Source organism: Streptomyces sp. NRRL WC-3549 (genome assembly GCF_000721935.1).
In the GTDB taxonomy this organism is placed as follows: domain Bacteria; phylum Actinomycetota; class Actinomycetes; order Streptomycetales; family Streptomycetaceae; genus Streptomyces.
On sequence record NZ_KL585388.1, the window covers coordinates 77,640 to 79,430 of the forward strand.

The 1,791-nt window shown below is 68.7% G+C and carries 3 protein-coding genes and 1 pseudogene; all 4 read left to right on the forward strand.

Annotation, left to right across the window (positions count from 1 at the left end; translation table 11 throughout):
- The coding region (locus IH13_RS0106810; protein WP_031081936.1) for a triose-phosphate isomerase at positions 1 to 144 on the forward strand (144 nt) is incomplete at its 5' end.
- Between the two features lie 110 nt (positions 145 to 254).
- Entirely contained in the window at positions 255 to 488 is a 234-nt protein-coding gene (gene secG, locus IH13_RS0106815) for a preprotein translocase subunit SecG (protein ID WP_031081938.1), read from the forward strand.
- A gap of 108 nt (positions 489 to 596) precedes the next feature.
- A complete protein-coding gene (locus IH13_RS0106820) occupies positions 597 to 932 on the forward strand; it encodes an RNA polymerase-binding protein RbpA (protein ID WP_078492600.1) in 336 nt (111 codons plus the stop codon).
- A gap of 165 nt (positions 933 to 1,097) precedes the next feature.
- Positions 1,098 to 1,791 (forward strand): annotated as a pseudogene (locus tag IH13_RS0106825) (glucose-6-phosphate isomerase); the annotation flags it as partial.

Sequence of the window (1,791 nt, forward strand, 5' to 3'; positions counted from 1 at the left end):
GTCCGCATCCAGTACGGCGGCTCGGTGAAGTCCGGGAACGTCGCCGCCATCATGGCGCAGCCCGACGTCGACGGCGCGCTGATCGGGGGCGCCGCACTGGACGCCGACGAGTTCGTCAAGATCGTCCGCTTCCGCGACCAGTGAGTAGGCCCTAGCGCCGATCCGTCGTACCCTTGCGGGGGCCGAGGGGTGAACCCCCGGCCCCCGCTGTTCGCAGACGCAGTCCCGAGAATTCCGGAAAGTAGGAGCCAGCCGTGATTTTGGCGTTCGAGATCGCCCTGATCGTCTTCAGCCTGCTGCTGATGCTGCTGGTGCTGATGCACAAGGGCAAGGGCGGCGGCCTCTCCGACATGTTCGGTGGCGGTATGCAGTCCTCCGTCGGCGGCTCCTCCGTCGCCGAGCGGAACCTCGACCGCATCACCGTCGTGGTCGGCCTGCTCTGGTTCGCCTGCATCGTCGTTCTCGGCCTGCTCATCAAGCTGGACTGATCAGCCGTCGGCGATTCCCGTAACGGTGTAACTCCTTTCGCTGGACGCGCGTTGGGCCTTACGTAGACTGGGGCAACCTCGAGCACCATCACGCAGGGAGTTACAACCGTGGCAAGTGGCAACGCGATCCGGGGAAGCCGGGTCGGAGCCGGGCCGATGGGGGAGGCCGAGCGGGGCGAGTCAGCGCCCCGCCTGCGCATCTCCTTCTGGTGCTCGAACGGGCACGAGACCCAGCCCAGCTTCGCCCATGACGCACAGGTGCCGGACACCTGGGACTGCCCGCGCTGCGGTTTCCCGGCCGGACAGGACCAGGACAACCCGCCGGACCCCCCGCGCACCGAGCCGTACAAGACGCACCTGGCATACGTGCGCGAGCGCCGCAGCGACGCGGACGGCGAGGCGATCCTCGCCGAGGCCCTCGCCAAACTGCGCGGCGAGATCTAGGACCTGAAGCTCTTCACCGGCCGGCCACCCCCTCGGGTGCCCGGCCGGTCGTGGTATGCCGCCCGCCCGGCCCCGTGAGGGCCCCGCCGGACCCTCCCGATCAATTAGGTTGGAGGGGCAGCGGGGCATGTTGCAGGTACGAGAAGAAGTGGGCGAATTTCCGGTATGAACGCACAAAGCCGAGCCAAGCTCAATCAGACGCCCGAGTGGAACGCTCTCGCCGAGCACCGCGAGGAGTTCGGGCAGACACACCTGCGGCAGCTGTTCGCGGACGCGCCGGAGCGCGGCAGCGCGTACACCCTGCGGGTCGGCGACCTCCACATCGACTACTCCAAGCACCTGGTCACCGACGAGACGCTGCGGCTGCTGCGTGATCTCGCGGCCGCCACCGACGTCGCCGGGCTGCGGGACGCCATGTTCCGCGGCGAGAAGATCAACACCACCGAGGACCGCGCCGTCCTGCACACCGCGCTCCGCGCCCCCCGCGGCGCCGTGATCGAGGTGGACGGCGAGAACGTGGTCCCGGCCGTGCACGCCGTCCTCGACAAGATGACCGCCTTCTCCGAGCGGGTCCGGGCGGGCGAGTGGACCGGGCACACCGGCAAGCCGATCAAGAACATCGTCAACATCGGCATCGGCGGGTCCGACCTCGGCCCCGCCATGGCGTACGAGGTGCTGCGCTCCTTCACGGACCGCTCGCTGACCGTCCGCTTCGTCTCCAACGTCGACGGCGCCGACCTCCACGAGGCCGTGCGCGACCTGGACCCGGCCGAGACGCTGTTCATCGTCGCGTCCAAGACGTTCACTACGATCGAGACCATCACCAACGCCACCTCCGCCCGCGACTGGCTGGTCACCG